This window comes from Blastococcus atacamensis, assembly GCF_002938425.1.
In the GTDB taxonomy this organism is placed as follows: domain Bacteria; phylum Actinomycetota; class Actinomycetes; order Mycobacteriales; family Geodermatophilaceae; genus Blastococcus; species Blastococcus atacamensis.
Genome location: NZ_POQU01000043.1, coordinates 12,466 through 31,654 on the forward strand (window position 1 = coordinate 12,466; position 19,189 = coordinate 31,654).

At 74.6% G+C, this 19,189-nt stretch carries 18 protein-coding genes; 15 read left to right on the forward strand and 3 right to left on the reverse strand.

The annotated features are described in order from the left end of the window. Positions 1–134 precede the first annotated feature (134 nt). Genes steA through C5508_RS11665 form a run of 9 tightly spaced genes read left to right on the forward strand, consistent with a single transcriptional unit; the run spans position 135 to position 11,757 of the window. Entirely contained in the window at positions 135–1,322 is a 1,188-nt protein-coding gene (gene steA / locus C5508_RS11625; protein ID WP_104525109.1) for a putative cytokinetic ring protein SteA, read from the forward strand. Next, positions 1,319–2,272: a copper transporter gene (locus C5508_RS11630; RefSeq protein WP_104525110.1), complete on the forward strand. Its 954-nt coding sequence runs from the start codon at positions 1,319–1,321 to the stop codon at positions 2,270–2,272. The genes steA and C5508_RS11630 overlap by 4 nt, the downstream gene beginning before the upstream one ends. Continuing rightward, complete coding sequence (locus C5508_RS11635; RefSeq protein WP_104525111.1) at positions 2,269–3,126, forward strand: hypothetical protein; 858 nt, start codon at positions 2,269–2,271, stop codon at positions 3,124–3,126. The genes C5508_RS11630 and C5508_RS11635 overlap by 4 nt, the downstream gene beginning before the upstream one ends. Then, a complete protein-coding gene (murJ, locus tag C5508_RS11640; protein ID WP_104525112.1) occupies positions 3,123–4,748 on the forward strand; it encodes a murein biosynthesis integral membrane protein MurJ in 1,626 nt (541 codons plus the stop codon). Before C5508_RS11635 ends, murJ begins: the two co-directional genes overlap by 4 nt. After that, complete coding sequence (locus tag C5508_RS11645) at positions 4,741–5,886, forward strand: glycosyltransferase family 4 protein (RefSeq protein WP_104525113.1); 1,146 nt, start codon at positions 4,741–4,743, stop codon at positions 5,884–5,886. The genes murJ and C5508_RS11645 overlap by 8 nt, the downstream gene beginning before the upstream one ends. Continuing rightward, the gene (locus tag C5508_RS11650; protein ID WP_104525114.1) at positions 5,883–8,198 is read left to right on the forward strand and encodes an alkaline phosphatase family protein; all 2,316 of its coding nucleotides are present in this window, start codon (positions 5,883–5,885) and stop codon (positions 8,196–8,198) included. The genes C5508_RS11645 and C5508_RS11650 overlap by 4 nt, the downstream gene beginning before the upstream one ends. Then, positions 8,173–9,900 carry a CTP synthase gene (locus C5508_RS11655; protein ID WP_269801781.1) on the forward strand — a complete coding sequence of 576 codons (1,728 nt, stop codon included), beginning with the start codon at positions 8,173–8,175 and terminating at the stop codon, positions 9,898–9,900. Before C5508_RS11650 ends, C5508_RS11655 begins: the two co-directional genes overlap by 26 nt. Further along, positions 9,900–10,511, forward strand: a complete 612-nt coding sequence (locus tag C5508_RS11660) for an NUDIX domain-containing protein (protein ID WP_104525116.1) — start codon at positions 9,900–9,902, stop codon at positions 10,509–10,511. Before C5508_RS11655 ends, C5508_RS11660 begins: the two co-directional genes overlap by 1 nt. Before the next feature lie 19 nt (positions 10,512–10,530). Then, positions 10,531–11,757 carry an MFS transporter gene (locus tag C5508_RS11665; RefSeq protein WP_198598035.1) on the forward strand — a complete coding sequence of 409 codons (1,227 nt, stop codon included), beginning with the start codon at positions 10,531–10,533 and terminating at the stop codon, positions 11,755–11,757. Here C5508_RS11665 and C5508_RS11670 read toward each other — a convergent pair. Beyond that, positions 11,717–12,376 carry a hypothetical protein gene (locus tag C5508_RS11670; RefSeq protein WP_104525117.1) on the reverse strand — a complete coding sequence of 220 codons (660 nt, stop codon included), beginning with the start codon at positions 12,374–12,376 and terminating at the stop codon, positions 11,717–11,719. The genes C5508_RS11665 and C5508_RS11670 overlap by 41 nt on opposite strands. A 226-nt stretch (positions 12,377–12,602) precedes the next feature. On the opposite strand from C5508_RS11670, the gene ald reads away from it, so the two are divergent. The 6 genes from ald (at position 12,603) to scpB (ending at position 18,086) form a co-directional block, all read left to right on the forward strand. Continuing rightward, positions 12,603–13,718, forward strand: a complete 1,116-nt coding sequence (gene ald / locus C5508_RS11675) for an alanine dehydrogenase (protein WP_104525118.1) — start codon at positions 12,603–12,605, stop codon at positions 13,716–13,718. 23 nt (positions 13,719–13,741) lie between these two features. Then, entirely contained in the window at positions 13,742–14,689 is a 948-nt protein-coding gene (locus tag C5508_RS11680; protein WP_104525127.1) for a site-specific tyrosine recombinase XerD, read from the forward strand. A gap of 212 nt (positions 14,690–14,901) precedes the next feature. After that, positions 14,902–15,807, forward strand: a complete 906-nt coding sequence (locus C5508_RS11685; protein ID WP_104525119.1) for a ParA family protein — start codon at positions 14,902–14,904, stop codon at positions 15,805–15,807. Beyond that, on the forward strand, positions 15,804–16,325 hold the full coding sequence (locus C5508_RS11690; RefSeq protein ID WP_104525120.1) for a hypothetical protein: 522 nt from the start codon (positions 15,804–15,806) through the stop codon (positions 16,323–16,325). The genes C5508_RS11685 and C5508_RS11690 overlap by 4 nt, the downstream gene beginning before the upstream one ends. A gap of 127 nt (positions 16,326–16,452) precedes the next feature. Next, positions 16,453–17,259: a segregation and condensation protein A gene (locus C5508_RS11695; RefSeq protein WP_232797076.1), complete on the forward strand. Its 807-nt coding sequence runs from the start codon at positions 16,453–16,455 to the stop codon at positions 17,257–17,259. Then, the gene (scpB, locus tag C5508_RS11700; protein WP_104525122.1) at positions 17,256–18,086 is read left to right on the forward strand and encodes an SMC-Scp complex subunit ScpB; all 831 of its coding nucleotides are present in this window, start codon (positions 17,256–17,258) and stop codon (positions 18,084–18,086) included. Before C5508_RS11695 ends, scpB begins: the two co-directional genes overlap by 4 nt. Positions 18,087–18,092: 6 nt before the next feature. Here the strand turns inward: scpB and C5508_RS11705 are convergent, their stop codons facing one another. Together C5508_RS11705 and C5508_RS11710 are read right to left on the reverse strand one after the other, a co-directional pair. Beyond that, on the reverse strand, positions 18,093–18,551 hold the full coding sequence (locus tag C5508_RS11705; RefSeq protein ID WP_104525123.1) for a hypothetical protein: 459 nt from the start codon (positions 18,549–18,551) through the stop codon (positions 18,093–18,095). Then, positions 18,548–18,952, reverse strand: coding sequence for a hypothetical protein (locus tag C5508_RS11710; protein ID WP_104525124.1), 405 nt, complete (start codon positions 18,950–18,952; stop codon positions 18,548–18,550). Before C5508_RS11710 ends, C5508_RS11705 begins: the two co-directional genes overlap by 4 nt. Positions 18,953–19,189 lie beyond the last annotated feature (237 nt).

Sequence of the window (19,189 nt, forward strand, 5' to 3'; positions counted from 1 at the left end):
TCCCGCCGGGTCGTCGGCGCGGCCGCGACTGGCGTGTCGGCAGGACGTGGTGTCGGACACTGTGCGTGACTGAGGGATCGCTGACGCGCGTCGAAGGGTGGCCCGGGCACCCGTGCGTGGCAGCATGCGGTGTCATGCGCATCGGCACCGTTCGCCGCGGCCGGGCCCAGGAAGCGGAGCCCGGCGTCTCGGGCACCGCACGCCTGGACCGCCGCACGAAGAACCTGACGAAGCGACTGCGCCCCGGCGACATCGCCGTCATCGACCACGTGGACATCGACCGGGTCAGCGCCGACGCCCTCGTCGGCTGCAAGGTCGCCGCGGTCGTGAACGCGGCTCCCAGCATCTCCGGCCGCTATCCCAACCTCGGCCCCGAGATCCTGATCGATGCGGGCATCCCGCTTCTCGACGACGTCGGCAAGGACGTGTTCGGCAAGCTCAAGGAAGGCACCCCGGTCCGGCTCGACGGCAACCAGCTGATCGCCGAGGACGGCACCGTCGTCGCCGCGGGCACCGTCCACGACGCGGACTCCGTGGCCGCGGCGATGACCGAGGCCAAGGCGGGGCTGTCGGTGCAGCTCGAGGCGTTCGCGGCCAACACCATGGAGTACATGAAGCGCGAGCGTGCGCTCCTGCTCGACGGTGTCGGTGTCCCCGACGTCACCACCTCCATCGAGGGCCGGCACGTCCTCGTCGTGGTCCGCGGTTACGACTACAAGGAGGACCTGCACGCCCTCCGCCCCTACATCCGCGACTACCGGCCCGTCCTGATCGGCGTCGACGGAGGAGCCGACGCCCTGGTCGAGGCGGGCTACTCGCCGGACATGATCATCGGCGACATGGACTCGGTGAGCGACGACGTCCTGCGCTCCGGCGCGGAGGTCGTGGTGCACGCCTACGCCGACGGTCGGGCGCCCGGGCTCTCCCGCGTCCAGGACCTGGGCGTGGAGGCCATCACCTTCCCGGCCTCGGCCACCAGCGAGGACATCGCGATGTTGCTGGCCGACGAGAAGGGCGCGACGCTCATCGTCGCCGTCGGCACCCACGCCACCCTCATCGAGTTCCTCGACAAGGGCCGCGGCGGCATGGCCTCGACCTTCCTGACCCGGCTGCGCCTGGGCGGCAAGCTCGTCGACGCCAAGGGCGTCAGCCGGCTCTACCGCAGTCGCATCTCCACGGCGGTGCTGGTGGTCATGGTGCTCGCGGCCCTGGTGGCCATCGGTGCGACGCTGGCGGTGTCGGCCGTCGGGCGGGTCTACCTGGACCTCCTGCTCGACCAATGGAACAGCTTCGTCTTCTGGCTGGAGAACCTCCTCTCGTGATCGACTTCCGCTATCACCTGGTCTCGCTGATCGCCGTCTTCCTGGCCGTCGCCTTGGGCATCGTCATCGGGACCACCGCGCTGAACGAGCCGATCCAGGCCGACATCGAGGGCCAGGTCGCCGACCTGGAGCAGGACAAGCGCTCGCTGGAGGACCGCACCCAGGAGCTGCAGACCCAGCTCGACACCGCGGAGGGCTTCCAGGAGGCCGTCGCCCCGGCCCTCGTCGGCGGTGCCCTCGCCGGTCGTTCGGTCCTGCTCGTCGCCGCCGACGAGAAGGTCGCCCCCGAGACCGTGGAATCGGTCACCGCGATGATCCAGCAGGCCGGCGGGTCGGTCAGCGGCGTGCTCCGCCTGCGCGCCGAGTACAGCGACCCGTCGACGAGCACCAGCCTGCAGAACTACGTCAACGGCAGCGGCCGGCCGGCCGGCGTGGAGCTCCCCGAGGACGGCGACGTGGGCGCCCAGGTCGGTTCGCTGCTGTCCCAGGTGCTCATGACCCCGCCCGGCGGCCCCGCTCCCGACACCGCCGCCATCTCCTCGGTCGTCTCCGGGCTCAGCTCGCTCGATGTCCTCCGGCAGGAGAGCTCCTCGGTCAGCCCCGCCGACTACGCCGTCGTCCTGACCTCCGGCGAGGCCGAGGCCGAGGGTGAGGACGCCGAGAGCCGCAACGCCGCCCTGGTGGACCTGGTCCGCGCGCTCGACGGCGCCGGGTCCGGTGCGGTCGTCGCCGGTGACGGCGCGTCGGCCGGCGAGAACGGGCTGGTGGGTGTCGTGCGGGCCGATCCGGCGCTCGCCGCGGCGGTCTCCACCGTCGACAACATCGGCACTTCCGTCGGCCGCATCAGCACGGTGCTCGCTCTCGGGCGCGAGGCCGCGGGGACCTCCGGCAAGTACGGCACGGGCGAGGACACCCAGCCGGTGCCACCGGTGCCCGCCGCGGCCCCGTGACCGCGGGAGCGTCCGGGGGTGGACGGCGCCGGCTCGTGCTGGCCCTGACGGGAGCGGGTGCGGCCCGCATCGCGCTGGCCGGTGCCCGTGCGTTCACCGAGCGCCCCGCCGGCGCTCCCTGGCGGCGCACCAACTACGCCGGGCGGCCGGTCACGCTGCTCGGCGGGCCCGCCCTGGCGCTGTCGGCCACCGCCACCGCGGTCCTGGGCGCGCCTGCGGGCACCCGGGCCGCCGCCGCCGTCGTCGGCACCGTCTCCGGTCTCGTCGGCGGGTACGACGACCTGGCCGGCGCACGCCCGGAGCAGGCCCGGGACAAGGGCCTGGCCGGGCACCTGCGCGCGCTGCGCGAGGGCCGGGTGTCCGCCGGCGCGGTGAAGGTCGCCGGCATCGGCGCGGCCGCCGCCGTCGCCGCCCTGCTGACCCGCGACCGGGCTCGCGGCGCCGGAGCCCTCGTCGACGGCGTGCTCACCACCGGGCTGGTCGCCGGCACCGCGAACCTGCTCAACCTGCTGGACCTGCGCCCCGGCCGCGCCGCCAAGGTCGGCGTGATCGCGGCCGGTGCGGCCCTCGGCGGCCCTGCGGGCGGTCTGGTGAGCGGTCCGCTCGGCGCGACGCTGGCGGTGCTGCCCAGCGACCTCGGCGAGCAGGTCATGCTCGGCGACTGCGGCGCGAACGCCCTGGGTTCCCTGCTCGGGCTGCGGCTCGCGGCGATGCCGGGCCGCGGCGCGCGGACCGCTGCGCTCGCCGTGATCACCGGCCTCACGCTGGCCAGCGAGAAGGTCAGCTTCACCCGGGTCATCGAGGCGATGCCGGGGCTGCGGGAACTGGACCGGCTCGGCCGCCTGCCCTCGTGACCGCCCGCCAGGTGGCTCGTGGGGTGGCCGGGGCCGCGGCCCTGATCGCCGCGCTCACCGTGCTGGCCCGCCTCGCCGGGTTCGGCCGCACGCTGGTCTTCACCAACACCGTCGGTGCCGGCAGCACCGGTGACGTGTACCTGGCCGCCAACAACGTCCCGAACATCGTCTTCGAGGTCGTCGCCGGAGGAGCCCTGGCCAGCCTGGTCGTGCCCATGCTCGCCGGTGGCATCGCCTCCGGCGACCGGGACGAGGTCCGCCGGACGGCGTCGGCGCTGCTCGGCTGGACGCTGCTGGTGCTCACGCCGCTGGCCGTCCTGCTGGCCCTCTTCGCCGAGCCCGTCGCCCGGCTGCTGCTGGGCGGCGGGGAGGACGCCGAGGTGCGGCTGGCCGCGCGGTTCCTGCTGGTCTTCGCCCCCCAGGTGGTGCTCTACGGCATCGGCATCGTGCTCACCGGCGTCCTGCAGGCCCACCGCCGCTTCGCCGGCCCCGCCCTCGCGCCGCTGATCTCCAGCGTCGTCGTCGCCGGGGCGTACCTGACCTTCGCCGGGATGGAGGGCGACCGCTCCGTCGGTGGCCTCAGCACGCCGGCCGAGCTGGTCCTCGGAGTGGGGACGACGCTCGGGGTGGTGGCGCTGAGCCTCAGCCTGCTGCTGCCGATGCGCGGCCTGCGGCTGGGACTGCGCCCGACCCTGCGTTTCCCCGTGGGCGCCGCGCCGCGGGTGCGCCGGCTGGCCGTCGCCGGCGTCCTCACCCTCGCCGGACAGCAGCTCGTCGCGGCGGTCGCGATCCGGCTGGCCAACGACGGCGCCCCCGACGGCACCCAGGTCGCCTACACGGCCGGCCTGACGGTGTTCCTGCTGCCGTGGGCGGCCCTGGCGGTGCCGTTGGCCACCTCGGCCTACCCGGGGTTGGTGGAGCGCGCCGAGAGCGGCGACGAGCCGGGTTACCGGCGGGCGCTGGCGCCGGTCCTGGTCCTGACCGTGACGGCCTCCGTGATCGCCGCCGCCGCCATCGCCGCGGCGGCCGGGCCGCTCGCGCGGATCTTCCTCGGGACCGGGTCGACCGGGCAGGTCACCGCGCTCCGCGACGCCATCGTGGCGTTCATGCCCGGCCTGCTCGGCTACGGGCTGGTCGCGGTGCTGACCCGCGCGCTCTACGCCCGCGGGCTGTGGAAGGCGCCGACCGCGTGCGTGCTCGGAGGATGGGTGCTGGCGGTGGGAGCCGACGTGCTGCTGGCGGGCCTGCTGCCGGCCGAGGACCGTGCTCTGGCGCTCGCGGCCGGCCACTCCCTGGGCGTCACGGTGGCCGGTGCCGGCCTGCTGGCCGTCGTGGCCCGGATCTCGGGCGGCGGTGCGCTGACGGGCCTGGCCCGCGGAGGCGGCACCTCGCTCGTCGCGGGCGCCCTCGGCGGAGCCGCCGGGCTGGTCGTGGCCCGCGCCCTCGACGTCGATCCGGTGCCCCGCGGGACCCTGCTGACGACGCTGGGAGCCGGGGTCCTCGTCGGGGGGACCGTGCTCCTGGTGGCGGGGGCCGTCATGATGGGCACGGCGCGCACACCGTTGACGCGCGCGGTGCGGGAGTTGCGGTCGTCGGGCGGGCAGGAGGTGCGCGGTGGCTGAGCAGCTGCTGCTCGGCCACCGGGTGACCGAGGTGCTGGCGACCAGCACCGGCGGTGTCGGCACGCACGTCCGGTCGGTCGTCCCGGCCCTCGTCTCGGCCGGCGCGCACGTCCAGGTCTGCGGCCCGCGGGCGACCGACGAGCTCTTCGCCTTCTCCGACCGCGGTGCCGCCTTCACCCCCGTGGAGATCTCCGCCGGCCTCGCCCCGGCCGCCGACGCCCGCGCGGTGTCGGCGCTGCGCGGCGCGCTCGCCGGCACCGACGTGGTCCACGCCCACGGGCTCCGGGCGGGGCTCGTCGCCGCGGCGGCCCGGCGGCTGGCCGCCAGCCCCGCGCGACTGGTGCTCACGTTGCACAACGCCCTGCCCGACGGGGGCGGCCTGCGCCGTCGGGTCATGGAACGGGCCGAGCGGGCGACCGTCCGTGCCGCCGACGTCGTCCTCGCCGCCTCTACCGATCTCGCGGAGAACGCGCGGCGCCTCGGAGCCCGCGACGTGCGGCTGGCGCCGGTCGCCGCCCCACCGCTGCCGCCGGCCGCCCGCACCCGCACGGAGGTGCGGGAGGAGCTGGGACTGGTCGACGACCGGGCGCTGGTCGTCGCCGTCGGCCGGCTGCATCCGCAGAAGGGCTACGACGTGCTGCTGGACGCGGTCGCCCGCTGGTCGGCCGACCAGCGGCTGCGCCCCGCACCACTGGTCGTGGTGGCCGGGGACGGGCCGCTCCACGACGAGCTCGCCGCGCGGATCCGCGACGAGCTGCTGCCGGTGACCCTCCTGGGCCGCCGGGACGACGTCGCCGACCTGCTCGGAGCCGCCGACCTGTGCGTCCTGCCCTCGCGCTGGGAGGCCCGCTCGCTCACCGCGCAGGAGGCGCTGCGGACGGGGGTCCCGCTGGTCGCCACCGAGGTGGGTGGGCTCCCCGAGCTGCTCGGCGACTCCGCCGAGCTGGTCCCGGCCGGCGACGCCGCGGCACTGGCCGAGGCCGTCGTCCGGGTGCTCTGCGACAGCGCGCACGCCGTCGAGCTGACCGAGCGCGGACAGCGGCGTGCGGCGGGGTGGCCCGACGAGGCCGCCACCGCCGCGCACCTGGTCGACCTCTACCGCGAGCTGATCGACGCGCTACCCCGGTCGCGGCGATGAGCGGTCCGGCCCGCCGTGCCGCCGCGTTGGTCGTGTCGCTGCTCGCGCTGCTGGTCGGTCTGCCCTCGACCGGTGCCGCCGCCGACGACCCGGTCGTGGACCGGGTGGTGGTCGTCGGCGTCCCCGGTCTCACGTGGGCCGACGTCGACCCCGGGACCACACCGGTGCTCTGGTCGATGGCCGAGGACTCGGCCATCGGTGCCCTGTCGGTCCGCGCCGCCCGGTCGACCAGCTGCCTGCTCGACGGCTGGGCCACCCTCGGGGCGGGCAACCGGGCCCGGTTCCCGGGCACGGACGAGGGTCTTCCGCCGGTGCCGTTGCCCACCGGTCCCGGCGCGGAGCCCGACGGCGAGGCGGCACCGCCCGCCGAGCCGCCGCTGGACACCTCGCTCACCCACTGCGGCCTGCAGGAACGCGTCGCCGCCGTCGCGCTGGGCGATCCGCTCGCCACCGTCGGCCGCATCGCGGAGGACCCGGGCACCGTGCGCTTCGGCGCCGAGCCGGGCGCCCTCGGCGCGCAGGTGGGCTGCGGCTCGGTCGTCGGCCGCGCCGCGGCACTCGCGGCGGCCGCACCCGGGGTCCAGCTGACGTCGGCCGCCGCGGTGCCCGGCGACCCTGCCGAGCTGGCCGCCGCGCTGACGGCCTGCCCGCTGTCGCTGGTGTCCCTGGACCAGCTGACCGATGCCGGGCGCCCGGGGGCCGAGCAGACCGACGACGGCACCGAGCCCCTGCCCCGCACCGCGGCGCTGGGCCGGATCGACGAGGCGCTGGACCGGGTGCGCACCGCGGTCGAGTCGCTGCCGGGGAAGACGCTGCTGCTCCTCGCCGGGATCTCCGAGGTCAACGACGGCCGGTCCCAGCTGCACGTGGGCATCGCCGAGGGACCCGGCTTCGACGGTGGCTGGCTGGTGTCGGCGAGCACCGGGCGGGCGCCGTTCGTGCAGCTGATCGACCTGGCGCCCACCGCGCTGCGCGCCCTCGGCCTGGACGTCCCGGCGTCCATGAACGGCCAGCCGATGCGGGTCACCGGCGAGCGGCCGGAACTCGCCGCGGCGGTCACCGAGCTCGAGCTCGTGAACACCGCGGCCGTCACGCACCACCGCAACACCGGCGGCTTCTTCTGGATGTTCGTCGGCGCCGGCGCGGCCGTGGTCGCCCTCGGCCTCGCGATGACCCGCAACCCCCGCCGGGGGCGACCGGGGTTGCGGCGGACGGTGCGTCTGCTGTGCCTGGGAGTCGCCTCGCTCCCGGTCGCCACGTACCTGGCCGGGCTGGTGCCGTGGGAGCGGGCGGGGTCGCCGGTGGGGGCGTTGGTCGCCGCTGTGGTCGGAGCCGCGCTGGTCGTCACCGCCGCAGCGGTGCTGGGCCCGTGGCGGAGGCGGCCACTGGGCCCGCCGCTGGTGATCCTGGCCCTCACCCTCGCCACGCTGGTCGGCGACGTGCTCACCGGCTCCACCCTCGAGCTCGACGGCCCCCTGGGGTACGACGCCGTCGTGGCCGGCCGGTTCACCGGCTACGGCAACCTGACCTTCGGCCTGCTCTCGGTCAGCGCCCTGTCGGTCACCGCCGCGGTCGCGACCTGGGCCGGGCGGCGGGCGGCGCCGGCGCGGCGGCGGCGGGTCACCGGGGCGGTGGTGGTGGCGGTCGGCGTGGCCGCGGTGGCCGTGATCGGTGCGCCGCCGCTGGGCCGCGACTTCGGCGGCGTGCTGGCCGCGCTGCCCGGCTTCCTCCTGCTGGCGATGCTGCTGACCGGCATCCGGGTGACCGTTGCCCGCCTGCTCGCGGTGCTCGCGGCCGCGGTCGTCGCGGTCGGCGCCGTCGCCGTCCTGGACTGGGCCCGGCCGCCGGGGGAGCGGACCCACCTCGGCCGGTTCGTCGAGCAGCTCCTCACCGGGGAGGCATGGACGGTGATCAGCCGCAAGGCCGAGGCGAACGTCGGCATCCTGCTCAACAGCCCGCTGGCCTGGATGCTGCCGGTCGCCGGCGTCGCCGCGGTGTGGCTGCTGCGCCGCAGCGGGCCGCTGCGCGGCGGTGCCGGACTGCCGCCGGCCGACGCGGCGGTGCTGCGTGCGGCCCTCCTCGCCACCGCCCTGAGCCTGACCATCGGCGCTGCCGTCAACGACTCCGGCGTCGCGGTGCCGGCCACCGCGGCGGCCCTGCTCGTACCGCTCCTCGTGTGGCTGGTGAGCGCACCCGAGGCCGGTCCTCCCCGTTCGGGGGAGGCTCCGGGTGGCGGTCCCCACTCCGGTCCGGCCGACGGCCCGGACCGTGTTACGGTCGTCTCCCGTGGGTCGACCGTCTGGAACACGTGAACACGGGCTCTTGCACAACAGCCAGCCGACGAAGTTCGTCTTCGTCACGGGCGGCGTTGTGTCCTCTCTCGGCAAGGGGTTGACCGCCAGCTCGCTGGGCGCCCTCCTCGCCAGTCGAGGACTGAGGGTCACGATGCAGAAGCTGGATCCCTATCTCAACGTGGATCCCGGAACGATGAACCCGTTCCAGCACGGTGAGGTCTTCGTCACCGAGGACGGCGCCGAGACCGACCTGGACGTCGGCCACTACGAGCGCTTCCTCGACATCGACCTCTCCGGCCGGGCCAACGTGACGACCGGGCAGGTGTACTCCGACGTCATCGCCAAGGAGCGCCGCGGCGAGTACCTCGGTGACACGGTGCAGGTCATCCCGCACATCACCAACGAGATCAAGGCGCGGATCCTGGCCGGCGCCGACGGTCCGGACCGCGTGGACGTCGTCATCACCGAGATCGGCGGCACGGTCGGCGACATCGAGTCGCTGCCCTTCCTCGAGGCCGCCCGCCAGGTGCGGCACGAGATCGGCCGGGACAACTGCTTCTTCCTGCACATCTCGCTGATCCCCTACATCGCGCCGTCGGGCGAGCTGAAGACCAAGCCGACCCAGCACTCGGTCGCCCAGCTGCGCAGCATCGGCATCCAGCCCGACGCGCTGGTGTGCCGGTCGGACCGGGACATCACCGAGGGGCTGAAGCGCAAGATCAGCCTGATGTGCGACACCGACGTCGAGGGGGTCGTCTCCTGCCCCGACGCGCCGTCGATCTACGACATCCCCAAGGTGCTGCACCGCGAGGGCCTGGACGCCTACGTCGTCCGCCGGCTGGGGCTGCCCTTCCGCGACGTCGACTGGACCGTCTGGGGCGACCTGCTCGACCGGGTCCACGCGCCCAAGCAGACGGTCACCATCGCGCTGGTCGGCAAGTACATCGACCTGCCCGACGCCTACCTGTCGGTCACCGAGGCCCTGCGCGCCGGTGGCTTCGCCCACCGCAGCCGGGTGCAGATCCGCTGGGTGGCCTCCGACGACTGCCAGACCCCCGAGGGCGCGGAGAAGGCGCTCGCCGGCGTGGACGGCGTCTGCATCCCCGGTGGCTTCGGCGTGCGCGGCATCGAGGGCAAGCTGGGCGCCATCCGGCACACCCGGACCAACGGCATCCCGACGCTGGGCCTGTGCCTCGGCCTGCAGTGCATGGTCATCGAGACGGCGCGGAACCTGGCCGGCATCGAGGGCGCCAACTCCACCGAGTTCGACCCCGAGACCCCGGACCCGGTCATCTCCACCATGGCCACCCAGCTCGACGTCGTCGCCGGGCGCGGGGACATGGGCGGCACCATGCGGCTGGGAAGCTATCCGGCGAGCCTGCAGAAGGGCTCGGTCGTGGCCGGCGTCTACGGCTCCACCGAGATCTCCGAGCGGCACCGGCACCGCTACGAGGTGGCCAACGCCTATCGCGACCGGCTCACCGATGCCGGCCTGGTCTTTTCCGGCACCTCGCCCGACGGCACGCTGGTCGAGTTCGCCGAGCTGCCCAAGGACACCCACCCCTTCTTCGTGGGCACCCAGGCGCACCCGGAGCTGAAGAGCCGGCCGACGCGCCCGCACCCGCTGTTCGCCGGGTTCGTGCAGGCCGCCATCGACTATTCCGAGGCCACCCGGCTGCCGGTGACGTTCGAGGACGAGGCGGAGAAGGTCGGCATCTGATGTCCTCGACGACGACGGGCGACCCGGCTCCGCACGAGTACCGCGTGCTCGAGAGCGAGCCGATCCACGAGGGCCGCGTCATCACCCTGCTGCGTGACACCGTCGCGATGCCGGGAGGAGGGGACAGCGTCCGCGAGGTCGTGCGGCATCCGGGAGCGGTCGCCGTCGTCGCGCTGGACGACGAGGACCGCGTAGTCCTGCTCCGTCAGTACCGGCACCCCGTCGGGCAGTACCTCTGGGAGCTGCCGGCCGGGCTCCGCGACGCCGACGGCGAGCCGCCGCTGGAGACGGCGAAGCGCGAGCTGGCGGAGGAGGTGAAGCTCGCGGCCGCCCGCTGGTCGCTGCTCACCACCCACTACAGCAGCCCCGGGTTCTGCGACGAGATGGTGCTGGTCTACCTCGCCGAGGACCTCTCGCCCGTCGGGCGCCCCGACGGCTTCGAGGTCGAGCACGAAGAGCTGGACATGACCGTCGAGCGGGTGCCGCTGACCGAGGCGGTGCAGCGCGTCTTCGACGGCGGCATCCGCAACGCCTCCGCCGTCGTCGGGCTGCTCGCGGCCGCGCAGGCGCGGGCGACGTCGCCCGAGCTGCGTCCGGTCGACGCGGACTGACCGGTCGGCCCGGTCGGCCGTGAGGAAGACCGGCGACCTGCGCGGCGGCGCACGGATCACGGCGGAAGCCGCCTGGCAGCTGACCCTGATCGCCGCCGTCCAGGTGCTGGCGATGGCGACGTGGTTCTCCGTGTCGGCCGTCGTGCCCTCGCTGCGGCACGACTGGGGACTCGGCTCCGGTGCCGCGGGACTCCTGACCGTTGCCGTGCAGCTGGGTTTCGTCGCCGGCGCCCTGGGGTCGGCGCTGGGAAACCTGCCCGACGTCGTGCCGGCGCACCGGCTCATGGCCGGCTCGGCGGTCGTCGCGGCCGCGACCACGGCGCTCGCGGCTGTCCTCGCGGACGGGCTGCCGTCCGCGCTGCCGCTGCGCTTCCTCACGGGCGTCGCGCTGGCCGGGGTCTATCCGACCGGGCTGAAGCTCGTCACGACCTGGTTCGCCCGCGGCCGAGGTCTGGCGCTGGCGGTGATGGTCGGTGCCCTGACACTGGGCAGCGCGCTGCCCCAGCTGCTCAGCGGCCTCGCGCTGCGCTGGGAGCTGGTGCTGGTCGGCGCGAGTGCGGCCGCCGCGACGGCCGGCGTCGTCGCGTTGCTCGGGGTCCGGCCGGGGCCACTCGGCGCACCGGCTCCGCCCATCGACGTCCGCTACGCCGTCACGGTGTTCCGCGAGCGGCCATCCCGGCTGGTCAGCCTCGGGTACTTCGGGCACATGTGGGAGCTCTACGCGATGTGGACCTGGCTGCCCGCCATCGTGGCCGCCAGCCTGGCGGCCGGCCGGGGCACCCTTCCGTTCGCCCTCTCCGCCGGGGTCGTGGCGTTCATGTCCATCGGCGTCGCAGGGTTCGCCGGCTGCCTCCTGGCCGGCAGGTGGAGTTCCCGCCACGGCGCGGTGCACACCGCGGTGGTCGCCATGGTCGTCAGCGCGGGCAGCTGTGTGGCCGCGGCCCTCTCGTTCGGCCGGTCCCCGTACCTGCTGCTGCTCGTCTGCCTCGTCTGGGGAGCATCGGTCATCGCCGACTCCGCGATGTTCTCCACGGCGCTGAGCCGCACCGTCGACCACCGGTACGTCGGCACCGCGCTGACCATCCAGACGGCGATCGGCTACACGATCACGGTGGTCAGCATCCAGATGTTCCCGGTCGTGGTGGGCGTCGCCGGCTGGAGGGTTGCCGTGCTGCTGCTGGCGATGGGGCCGGTGCTCGGGGCGATCAGCATGCAGAGGCTGTCCCGGGCCGATCGTCTCCGGTGACGGGGCGCTCGGGCGCGTCGGGCAGCCGCAGCCCGAGGCGGGCCAGCTCCAGCGCGGCCAGCGAGCGGGTCGCGGCCGGGTCGCCGGCCCGCCAGGCGGCGCCGGTCCCCGGCGGGAGCGCGGCGAGCCGGGGGAGCGGGGCCGTCGCCACGGCCCGGGCGGCCAGCAGCTCCACCTCCGGGACGCCGGTGAGCATCCGCCGGGCAGCGGCGGCCTCCCGGGCGTAGTGCAGCCGTGACGGCAGCCAGCGCAGCACCAACCAGCCGACCGGCAGCACGACCAGGACGACGGCGAGCACGAGCGCCAGGGTGTCCACCGCGTCCTGCGCGGACCGCCCCGCCCCGCGGACCGAGCCGGCGGAGCCCGCCAGTGCGTCGAACGGGCCGGCCAGCTCGTCGCCGACGACCGGCACGTCCTCCGCGACCTCCGCCGCCGAGCCCATCGACCCGGCGACCGAGCGGCCGAGGTCCTCGACCGCCCGCCCCGGCTCGGCCAGCGCGAGGACGGCGCCGTGCACCGCCCGGGCGACGAGTACCCACAGGAGGGTCCAGAGCAGCACTCCGACGTCCGCGGCCACCTGACGGGCGCGGAGGGCGGGGTGCTGGGCGTAGAAGCGCATGGACGGTCCTCCGGGAGGCGGTGGGACCTCGTCATCGTCGGCCAGCACGCGCCCTCCGGCAGCGCGGCCCGGCGATCCCGGGGAGTTGCGAAACGGTGCACGTGCGGTGATCCAGCCCCGGTCCGTGCCTAGACTCCGGCCGAGGCGCGCCCCGACCGGGCCGCCCACGACGCGGTGGGGGCTCCGTCATCCTCGGGGTCGACCCGCCGGGACCAGGAGACGAGCGATGCGGGTCGGAGTTCCCCGAGAGGTCAAGAACCGCGAGTACCGGGTGGCGCTCACCCCCGCCGGGGTGACCGAGCTGACGCGGGCCGGGCACGCGGTGCTCGTGGAGCGCGGCGCGGGGGAGGGCTCGTCGATCCCGGACGAGGACTTCGTCGCCGCCGGTGCCCGCATCGTGGACTCGGCCGACGACGTCTGGGCCGACGCCGACCTGCTGCTCAAGGTCAAGGAGCCGATCGCCGAGGAGTACGGCCGGCTGCGTGCCGACCAGACCCTCTTCACCTACCTGCACCTCGCGGCCTCCCGCGAGTGCACCGACGCGCTCGTCGCCTCGGGCACCACGGCGATCGCCTACGAGACGGTGCAGACCCCCGACGGCGCGCTGCCGCTGCTGGCCCCCATGTCGGAGGTCGCCGGCCGGATGGCCCCCCAGGTCGGGGCGCACAGCCTCGAGCGGGCGCACGGCGGGCGCGGGGTCCTGCTCGGCGGGGTCTCCGGCGTCTACGCGGCGAAGGTCGTCGTCATCGGCGCGGGCGTGTCCGGCATGAACGCCGCCGCGATCGCCCTCGGCATGCAGGCCGAGGTCGTCGTCCTCGACCGCGACATCGACAAGCTCCGTGCGGCCGACCGGATCTACCAGGGGCACCTGCAGACCGTGGCCTCCAACGCCTACGAGGTCGAGCGCGCCGTGATCGACGCCGACCTGGTCATCGGCGCGGTGCTGGTGCCCGGCGCCAAGGCGCCGACGCTGGTCAGCAACGAGCTGGTGTCGCGCATGAAGCCCGGCTCGGTGCTCGTCGACATCGCCGTCGACCAGGGCGGCTGCTTCGAGGACACCCGCCCGACCACGCACGACGACCCCACGTTCCGGGTGCACGAGTCGGTGTTCTACTGCGTGGCCAACATGCCGGGGGCGGTGCCGAACACCTCCACGCACGCCCTGACCAACGTGACGCTGCCCTACGTGATGGCCCTGGCCAACGAGGGCACCGCGGCCGCCGTCGGGCGCAACCGGGCCCTGGCGCACGGGGTGAACGTCGTGGGTGGGAACGTGGTGCTGCCCGAGGTCGCCGAGGCCCACGGCATGGACGCGGTCCGGCTGGAGGAGGTGCTGTCCTGACGACAGCGACGGGAGCATCGCAGCTGGACGCCGGACCCGACGTCGAACGGGTCGTCACCGGCTACCTCGACCACCTGACCGTCGAGCGGGGACTGGCGACGAACACCATCGCCTCCTACCGGCGCGACCTCCGGCGCTACACCGAGTACCTGGCCGCGGCCGGCGTCCGGGGGCTGGGCGAGGTGGCCGAATCCGACGTCGCGGGCTTCCTCGCCGCCCTGCGGAGAGGCGACGACGACCACCCGCCCCTGTCGGCGACGTCGGCCGCGCGGGCGGTCGTCGCCGTCCGGGGACTGCACAAGTTCGCCCTGCTCGACGGCCTCGTCGTCGACGACGTGGCGCACGAGGTGCGGCCCCCGAGCCCGGCTCGGCGGCTGCCCAAGGCGGTGCCCGTGGAATCGGTGGTCGCGCTGATCGAGGCCGCCGGATCGCTGGAGGGGCCGCGGGGCCTACGGGACCGGGCGCTGCTGGAGGTGCTCTACGGCACGGGGGCACGCATCTCCGAGGCCGTGGGGCTGGCCGTCGACGACCTGGACCGCGGCCAGGCCACCGTGCGCTTGTCGGGCAAGGGCGGCAAGGAGCGGATCGTGCCCGTCGGCAGCTTCGCGCTGCGGGCGGTGGAGGAGTACCTGGTGCGGGCCCGCCCGGCCCTGGCGGCCGCCGGCGCCGGCGGGGTACGCGGCGGCGCCTTGTTCCTCAACGTGCGCGGTGGGCCGCTGTCGCGGCAGAGCGCGTGGTCGATCCTGCGGACCGCGGCCGAGCGCGCCGGCGGGATGGACGCGTCGGCGATCTCCCCGCACACCCTGCGGCACTGCTTCGCCACCCACCTGCTCGACGGCGGTGCCGACGTGCGCGTCGTCCAGGAGCTGCTCGGGCACGCGTCGGTGACGACCACGCAGGTGTACACGCTGGTCACAGTCGACCGGCTCCGCGAGGTCTACGCCACCAGCCACCCGCGCGCATTGACCTGACATCCAAGACCGTGGATGTTGGGCACTATCTGTGACCGACTCGGCTTGAGCAGTCCCACCTGTTGGCATTCGTCGCCATGTCGACACGTCGACGGCGCGCCGCCTTGGGAACCTTTCGTCGTCTCCCTACCGTCTGTGTCACCCGAGCGGACGCTGACGGCTGACCGCACCCGGAACGTCCGGAACGGGTACGAGGTGGAGGCGACAGACCCATGGCGATCCGAGCGGACGCGGCTCACGCCGTCGCGCGCCCGCACGACACCGACCCCGAGATGGGGGCGGCGGCACTGCGACTGGACCCGGCCAAGGCGCGCCAGCGCCGGCTGCCGGACCCGAAGCCGCTGACCCAGCACGGCCCGGCGCACATCATCGCGATGTGCAATCAGAAGGGCGGCGTCGGCAAGACCACGTCGACCATCAACCTGGGCGCCGCGCTGGTGGAGTTCGGCCGCAAGGTCCTCCTCATCGACCTCGACCCGCAGGGTGCGTTGTCCGTGGGCCTGGGTGTGCCGGCGCAGAACATGGACCGGACCATCTACAACGCCCTCATGGAGCGGCGCACCAGCCTGCGCGACGTCCTGGTGCACACCGACATCCCGGGCCTGGACCTCGTGCCCAGCAACATCGACCTCTCCGCCGCCGAGGTGCAGCTGGTCAGCGAGGTCGCCCGTGAGCAGACGCTGCTGCGCGTGCTCGCCGACGTGCGGGACGACTACGACTACGTCCTCATCGACTGCCAGCCCTCGCTCGGGCTGCTGACCGTCAACGCGCTCACGGCCGCCCAGGGCGTGGTGATCCCGCTGGAGTGCGAGTTCTTCTCGCTGCGCGGCGTCGCGCTGCTCGTCGACACGATCGACAAGGTCAAGGAGCGGCTGAACCCCGACCTGGAGATCAACGGGATCCTCGCGACCATGTACGACTCCCGGACCGTGCACTGCCGGGAGGTGTTCAGCCGGGTCGTCGAGGCCTTCGGCGACACCGTCTTCCAGACCGTCATCACCCGCACCGTGCGGTTCCCGGAGACGACCGTCGCCGGACAGCCGATCACCACGTGGGCCCCCACCTCCACGGGCGCCTCGGCGTACCGGGACCTCGCCAAGGAGGTTCTCGCGCTGTGACGCGTCGGCCCGTCCTGCCCGGTGCCTCGGAGTTGTTCCGCCGCACCGACACCGCCGCCGCATCCGAGGTGACGGAGCTGCCGAGCCTGCCCACGACGGCCAGTTCGCCGGCGCTGCGCAGCGCCCGTCGCGCCCCCGAGGGTGCGGCCGAGCCGGCCATGCCGCTCACCCTGGTCCCCGGCGGCGCTGCCGAGGCCGACGGCGGCGACGCCCTGGCCGCGTTCCGCGCCGGCCCGGCCGAGCAGCAGCCGGCTCCGGTCCTCCAGCCGCGGGTGGCCACGCGTGGCCGTCCGGCCCGCGGCAAGGCCGAGCGCACGAAGCACGACGAGAAGATCACCGTCTACATCTCGGCCGACGAGCTGCTGGCCCTGGAGTCCGCCCGGCTGACGCTGCGCGCCGAGCACGGCCTGGCCGCCGACCGCGGGCGCATCGTGCGGGAGGCGGTCTCCGTCCTGCTCGCCGACCTCACCGAGCGCGGCGAGGACTCCGTCCTGGTCCGCCGTCTGCGCGGGCACTGACATCGTCGTCCTCCGGACGACACCGCGGCCGGGAGCCGTGCCCCTGACGCGCTGAGCGCGTTCGTCGTCCCGGCCGGGAGGCCTCCGGCCCCCGCGCCCGGGGCGACACGTTCACTAGGCTGCGTTGGTGACCGAGGCGCCGTCCCCACCGCGGTTCACCGTCCGGCTCACCAACTTCGAGGGCCCGTTCGACCTGCTGCTGCAACTGATCGGCAAGCACCGGCTCGACGTCACCGAGATCGCGTTGTCGCAGGTCACCGACGAGTTCATCGCCCACCTGCGGGCCCTCGGGGACGAGCTGGACCTGGGCCAGGCCAGCGAGTTCCTGGTGGTCGCCTCCACGCTGCTGGACCTCAAGGCCGCGCGCCTGCTACCGGCCGCGGAGGTCGACGACGAGGACGACCTGGAGCTCCTGGAGGCGCGGGACCTCCTCTTCGCCCGGCTGCTGCAGTACAAGGCCTACAAGCTGGCGGCCGGGTTCCTGCGCGACCGCGAGGCGCGGGCCGCGCTCCGCCACCCCCGGCAGGCAGCGCTCGAGCCGCGCTTCGCCGAACTCGTGCCCGAGGTGTTCCTCGACCTGACGCCGGAGCAGTTCGCCGCGCTCGCCGCCCGGGCGCTCGCACCGAAGGTGCCCGAGACGGTGAGCGTCTCGCACCTCCACGCGCCGCCCGTCAGCGTCTCCGAGCAGATGGTGCTGGTGCGCGAGCGCCTCGTCCGGGCGGGGACGGCGAGCTTCCGCGCGCTGTCGGCGGACTGCGAGCACACGTTGGAGGTGGTGGCGCGGTTCCTGGCGCTGCTGGAGCTCTACCGCCAGCAGCGGGTGGTCTTCGAGCAGCTGACCCCGCTGGGTGAACTGCACGTGCGGTGGACCGGTGTGCCCGGGCCGCAGGCCGACGACGAGGCAGCCCCTGACGCCGACGAGGAGTACCGGTGACCGAGGACCGACCCGACCAGGAGCGGGCGCCCATCTCCTGGGACGCGCTCGCCGCCGAGCTGGAGGCCACCCGGCGGGAGGCCGAGGAACGGGGGGAGGCCGACCCCGGCACCTGGGACGCCGTCGCCGCGGAACTGGCGGCCCGGGTGGGGGAGCGGCCGGCCGAGGAGCAGCCGGTGCCGGCGCTGCCCCCCGAGGAGGAGCTGCCGCCGCCCGGGCCACCGCCCGCCGAGCCGGAGCCGGAGGCCGAGCCCGAGGCCGAGCCGCTCGAGCTGCTGGACCCCGTCGAGCTGCTCGGCGGCCTCGAGGCACTGCTGTTCGTGGTCGACGACCCGGTCGACGAGGAGACGCTGGCCGCGGCATTGCGGTGCTCGGAGGAGCAGGTGCGCGAGGGCCTGCGCGCGCTCGCGGCGGGCTACGACGAGCGTTCGGCCGGCATCTCGCTGCGCCGGGTGGGGGAGGGGTGGCGGCTCTACACCCGCGAGGACCACGCCGGCGTCGTCGAGCGCTACCTCGGGGAGGGCCAGCGCGGCCGGCTCTCCCAGGCGGCGCTGGAGACCCTCGCTGTCATCGCCTACCGCCAGCCGGTCACGCGGGCCCGGGTATCGGGGATCCGCGGTGTGGGTGTCGACGGCGTCATGCGCACGCTGATCACCCGCGGGCTGGTGCGGGAGGTCGGGTCCGATCCGGACACCGGCGGCGGGCTGTACGTCACCACCCCGCTCTTCCTGGAGCGCCTCGGGCTCACCAGCCTCGAGGAGCTCCCGCCGCTCGCGCCGCTGCTGCCGGAGCCCGCGACGGTGCTGGACGAGCACCCCGACGTCTGAGCGCGGTCAGCGGCGCGCGTAGCCCGGCCGCTCGCCCAGCGCCAGGGCGACCGTGGCGAGGAGGGACGCGGACATCGCCAGCGCCACGGTCGAGCGCAGCCAGGAGGGGACGGCGACCTCTTCCGCGACGAGGTTCAGGACCACGCCCAGGCCCCACAGGGTCAGGAAGGCCGACGACAGCCGGTGACCCCAGACACTGACGGCGCCGGTCGGGTGCCCCGGCTCCGACCAGACCCGGCGCAGGAAGACTCCCGCGAGCAGGCCGAGGAGCACGCCCGGCACGGCCAGCGCGGCGTACCAGGCGTCGTCGCGGCCCACGGCCAGCCGGATCGCGACCGCGGCCGTGAGCAGGCCCGCGGCGGGGACGCCCAGGAGCAGCCCGATCCGCCGCCAGGCACGCAGCGTGCGCGGCGTGGCCGGTTCGGTCCTGCCGGCACACCGGCCCAGGGAGCGGGGCGTCGTCACGAGCGACCGCGGCGCGGAGGGACGAAGAGGACCGCGGCCGCGACGAAGGTGAGGACGGCGGCGGCGACGACGGCGAGCAGCACGGTCCCGGTCGCGTCCGTGTCCGCCGACGAGCTGAAGACCCAGGCCCCGACGAACAGCACCAGCGAGACGACCGCCACGGGAGCACCGACGCGCGCGTCGCGGCCCTTCGGAGCCGGGTCGCTCCCGGGGGACCGGAGCGAGAACAGCAGCACGGTCAGCGACGCGACCGAGAGCAGGACGGCCAGGATCGCCGCCAGCCCGGCTCCGATGTTCGCCCCGTCGTCCGGATCGGTGCCGAGGAACAGTGCTGCGAAGAGGATCCACAGCGCACTCGCGACCGCGGCGAGGACCAGGCCGGTCCTCCGCATCGAGTCCATGGCGCGAATCGTGGCCGAGCGGAATGCCCTGCGCCACCAGCTCGCCCCGTCGTCACCCTCTTCAGCGGTGGTCTCTCGTCCCGTGGCCAGCGGTGGGCCGGGTCGGTGGGACACTGGGCGGCGATGAGCACCGCGACCCCCGACGACGAGAGCACGACCGCGGCCGGCGAGGGCTGGTCCGAGGACATGGAACTCGCTCCTGCCCACCCGGGGTAACGCCCTGTGCCGTATAACCAT